The organism is Spiroplasma sp. hy2 (assembly GCF_044714365.1).
In the GTDB taxonomy this organism is placed as follows: Bacteria; Bacillota_I; Bacilli_A; order Mycoplasmatales; family Mycoplasmataceae; genus Spiroplasma; species Spiroplasma phoeniceum.
Genome location: NZ_RXFZ02000084.1, coordinates 1 through 4,453, shown reverse-complemented (window position 1 = coordinate 4,453; position 4,453 = coordinate 1). Strand labels below are relative to the sequence as shown.

Annotated in this window: 9 protein-coding genes; all 9 read left to right on the top strand. The window is 22.5% G+C overall.

The genetic code is table 4. From position 1 onward, the window contains the following. Positions 1–335 precede the first annotated feature (335 nt). Complete coding sequence (locus EHV01_RS03555; protein WP_422066229.1) at positions 336–485, top strand: hypothetical protein; 150 nt, start codon at positions 336–338, stop codon at positions 483–485. Further along, complete coding sequence (locus EHV01_RS03550) at positions 485–703, top strand: hypothetical protein (protein ID WP_338991086.1); 219 nt, start codon at positions 485–487, stop codon at positions 701–703. The genes EHV01_RS03555 and EHV01_RS03550 overlap by 1 nt, the downstream gene beginning before the upstream one ends. 309 nt (positions 704–1,012) lie before the next feature. Continuing rightward, positions 1,013–1,462 carry a DUF3627 domain-containing protein gene (locus EHV01_RS03545; protein ID WP_422066228.1) on the top strand — a complete coding sequence of 150 codons (450 nt, stop codon included), beginning with the start codon at positions 1,013–1,015 and terminating at the stop codon, positions 1,460–1,462. Between the two features lie 138 nt (positions 1,463–1,600). Continuing rightward, the gene (locus EHV01_RS03540; RefSeq protein ID WP_422066227.1) at positions 1,601–1,804 is read left to right on the top strand and encodes a DUF2649 family protein; all 204 of its coding nucleotides are present in this window, start codon (positions 1,601–1,603) and stop codon (positions 1,802–1,804) included. Beyond that, positions 1,804–2,805, top strand: coding sequence for a hypothetical protein (locus EHV01_RS03535; protein ID WP_422066226.1), 1,002 nt, complete (start codon positions 1,804–1,806; stop codon positions 2,803–2,805). Before EHV01_RS03540 ends, EHV01_RS03535 begins: the two co-directional genes overlap by 1 nt. A 3-nt stretch (positions 2,806–2,808) precedes the next feature. Next, positions 2,809–3,243 (top strand): hypothetical protein, encoded by a 435-nt coding sequence (locus tag EHV01_RS03530; RefSeq protein WP_422066225.1) that lies wholly within the window; start codon positions 2,809–2,811, stop codon positions 3,241–3,243. Positions 3,244–3,261: 18 nt separating this feature from the next. Next, on the top strand, positions 3,262–3,498 hold the full coding sequence (locus tag EHV01_RS03525) for a hypothetical protein (protein ID WP_004028554.1): 237 nt from the start codon (positions 3,262–3,264) through the stop codon (positions 3,496–3,498). Between the two features lie 11 nt (positions 3,499–3,509). After that, complete coding sequence (locus EHV01_RS03520; RefSeq protein ID WP_422066224.1) at positions 3,510–3,818, top strand: hypothetical protein; 309 nt, start codon at positions 3,510–3,512, stop codon at positions 3,816–3,818. After that, positions 3,811–4,453, top strand: a 643-nt coding sequence (locus EHV01_RS03515) for a spiroplasma phage ORF1-like family protein (RefSeq protein ID WP_422066223.1), incomplete at its 3' end; no start/stop codon positions are given. The genes EHV01_RS03520 and EHV01_RS03515, both read left to right, overlap by 8 nt.

The following is a 4,453-nucleotide window of genomic DNA, read 5'->3' as shown; positions in this document are numbered from 1 at the left end:
AATANNNNGAAACCACACACATTTTGTACTTTTGTGGTATTTACATTTTTACAAAATAAATTTTATTAATATTTTAAATAAGGAGTTGAAATTATGCAAACAAAACAATATTTTGTTTTGCGGTCGTTAGTGAAAAAGTACGGTAAAGATAATGTTATTAATATTGTTAATAAGGTTGCAAAAGATATTGAAATTAAAAAGTAAAAGAATAAATTATTCCGCGTAATTTATTAGCGGACAATTTATTCAACAATGTTTTTAAGTGGAGCAAAGCGACAACGAGCGGAGCGAGTTTGCAAATTTCAATTTTTTAATTTATTGAAAGGAGTTATATCGTGCCAGTATGATTAACATGAATATTTAGTATTTTGATTTTGTTAGGGATTTTTGCGTGAATTGGTTTATCAATTTATCAAAAAGTTAGACAAATTCAAAGTAAGAAAAAAGATAAAAAAGAACTTGAAAAAAAGGAGGATAGAAAATAATGAATTTTTTAGCAGATGCAGTTACTTTTGGAACTGGAATGAATTCTATTTGAACTGGTTTAGGTAATGCAATGGGTAAAGTAAAAGATGCTGTATATGGTATTTTACCGCAATTAATGACCTTTTTAGGTGATGCGTGAATTATTTTAATTCCATTTGGATTATTTATTATCATTAAGATATTAAACTTTTTCCGTCATATGGTTAAAGGATTTTAAGAGTATATTACTCTATATATTCAAATTATTTTAATAAAAACTAAGGCACACTAATTTATTTATTTTTTATTAATTTATTTTATACAACTATTATTTTAAACTTAATAGTATTTTTCAGTGTGCCAATTTTTATTATTTTATATATTTAACATTGTTAATAACATTGTTTATTAAACATTAAATAAGCAATATATTAGCATTATGTATAACATTGTTAATAATCAGTGTTTTTATCAGTAAATAAGCAATATATTAGCATTATGTATAACATTATTTATTAAACAAATATTTAGTTAGGAGTTGATAAAATTGAGTAATTTTGTTAAGAAAAATCAAAATATAGCAAATTATTTTATTTCTAAGGAACTTATTCCTTTTGAAACAGATAAAGCAAGTTTTATAAATTTACCTAATCATAATCGCCATATTGGTTTTTGATTGAGTAATAAGTTTATTTATCCTAGTCAAAAATATTCTGAACAAGTAGCAATTGGTTTAATTTATGATAATTCTTATCGTATTGTAAAATATGATGAAAATTTAAAACAACATGATTGAAAATTTTTAACTGGAACAGAAATAATTGATTTGTATAATCAATATAAACAAAACTATTTTACGCGTATGCATAAATCATTATTTCAAAATGAACCTAAAAAAATAAAAACAAATAACAATAATAATTTAATAAATTGAAATGATGAAAAAGTAGAACAATTAATTCACAATTTAGAAGAATTAGATAATGAGTTTATATAATTATTGAGTTCAATTTGTTAGTTATATTATTGGTTCAAACGCACCTGAATTTTTATATGTTATATCGTTTGTGTTATTTATCGTTTTATTTTTTGGAATGTTTTTTAAACTTATTCAGAAAATGTGGAGTTTTTAAAGATGCAAAATGATTGAACAAAATTAAAAGAGTTTTTTATTCATGTATTTTTGTTTATAGATAAAACAAATATTGAAACTATTACAACTTTAAATTTAACTCAAAATGAATATTTAACTTTAATGGTTGGTGTTTGAATTGTAATTTTATTTTTAACTTGGTTCTTATTGTGAATGATTTTTAAAATAGTTGGGTATTTTAAATAATGAAAAAGTTTGCATTTTTTCTAATAAACTTTTGTTATATTAGTGGTTCGATGGTTTTGTTTAGTTTAATTGATTTATTACTTTGAATAATTTCATTAAATTATACTGGTTTAGTATTTTGACTATTATTTGCTTTACATTGTGTTTATTTTGTTTGGTGAGTTTGAAAAAATGTTTTTTATCAGTTAAATATCTTTTGTTTAGTTTATTTTGTTTGAGATAATCCGTTATCAGTAATTATCGGTAAATTAGGAACCGGTAAAACATTGCTTTTAACTTTTCTATCACAAGTTATGAAACTTTTAACGAAAAAAATTTATAGTAATTATCCAATTGAAGATGATGAAATAAAACTTTTAACTTTTAATAATTTAGATTTTACTGATAGAACTAAATTAGTACCACCAGATGATAGTTTAATTTTGTTTGATGAGAGTTTTTTATATATTGATGGAACTAGTCCTCATGAAGTTAAAAAAGTTCATGGTGGTAAAAGTGTGTGAATTGTTTTAGCAAGACATTTTAAAAATAGAGCAATTTTTACTGTACAGCGTGAGGGTATGATGTGAAATAATATTCGTCATTTAGCAAGTGGTATTATTATTCCGATTTCATTGAAAAAACCCGTTAAGTCAAAATTAGGTAATATTTTTAATCGTAGTTTTGTTATGCGAATTGGTATTTTTCAAGATATTACTGATTATGAAATTTGAAAAACAAAATCAGTAGAACGAACAGCAGAAGGTAAAAGAGCAAAACATAAGTCGGATGTTGGATTAGGAATTCGGTTTTTTAAGATAATTATTCCGCTTGAATTTGCGAATAAATACGACAGTCATTGATTAAGTTTTGTTCGTGATTTAAAAAATGATGAAGTTGTTAATAAAAAAGAGTACTTTTGAAAAGATATATCAAAATTAAACAATAAACAACGCCTAGAATTGTTTGATATTGATATTTTGAAAGAAAATTTAAAATCAAAAAAGGGAAAGGAAAAATAAAAAATGAGTAATTTATTAAGTGAAAGCGTGAATAATGATAATTGAAATAAGATTTTTAGTTTTATTTTTGATACTTTTTTATTTGTTTTTGATGTTATTTGAAATACTAAATTACCAATGACAAATATAACGATTGCTTATTTTTTAATCTTTTTTATGATTATTAAATTATCTATTTATGCAATTCACGGAACATCAACTAATTATAACGATTTAGGTTCAACAGTTAAAAGTGGTGTTATTAATAGTTCTAAACTGTATAGTGCTACTGTTCGGGGTGTTTCTAGTACTAAACAAGGTTTACAAAAACATTTTAAAGAACGAAAACAATTTAAAGTTAGTCGCAATAAACAACAATTATCAAGTTTAGCAAGACAAGCAAAAACAAGAGAACAAGGATTTAAAAGAATTCATAGCACTAAAATAATAAAAAAATAAGTAAGGAGTTGATTTTATATGATTAAGTTAGTTTTATTGGTAGCGGCAATTGCTATTTTTGGTACTGGTTTTATTACAGTTATTATTAATCAGTTGACATCAGCAAAAAATATTATTATGGATTTATATAATTCTGATACTTGATTATTATCTATTTTTGGTAAAATGGCGATTTTATTTAGTCATCCGTTAATGTTAACAATATCAAGTTTATATATTATTGGTTTTATTATTTCAAAAACATTATATAGTTAGGAGTTAAATTTATGAAAAGTAATGTAGAAAATAAAAAAGAAAAGAAACAAAATGGTTTATTTATTACTTGGGTTGATTTAATTTTGTATCTTATCATAAGTTTTTCTTTAACGCTTGTATATGTATTAGATACAGTTTCAACGATTGAAGAATTAAAAGAAAAATATGCCGGTATAAATGGTTATATAATTTATGGTTTATGATTTGATATATTGTGATATATCTTAATAATTCATTATTTTTATGGTTATTTATTTAATGAAATTATCAAATTAATAAAAGAAAATCGTAAAAATAAGTTGGTAGAGAATAATGCGTAAGTTTTTAGTATTATTTTCATTTGTACCAATTTTATTGATTTCTTTTTTCTCGCTAGGAGCAATGACATTACAACAAAACCATCACTTACAACAAACAGAAGAAAAAGTAAGAACAAAGCGAAGTGTAGAAACCGGTATTAACGAAACTGATTTTATTAATACAATGTTTTTACGCAGTACTTTTTTCGAAAATTGAAGTGATACTAATTATTTTATTAATCCTACTTTAAAAACATCAAAATCATTAACTTATAACGATAAATGATACTTAGATTTTTTAAAGGATAGTTATTCAACTGGTGTTTTTTATGATAAACCTAGTGATAAATTTATGGATTTATATAAAAATTGAGATAATTATGTTAAACAATATAACATTAATAAATTTTATGATGTTGATAAAAAACAATTTTTAAGAGAGTTAACAAATTTTGTTTATTCTTTTGCAAATAAATATAATTTAAAGCAAATGTTAAATAAATTAAAAACAAATATAAATGATTTACAATCAGTTAATTTAATTGAAGATAATTGAAAATTAGATAATAATCCTAATTTTATTAATTATAAAGTTGATAATAAATGATATATTGCAATTTTTAGAAATAATACAAAAGATTGATATATTATTAATT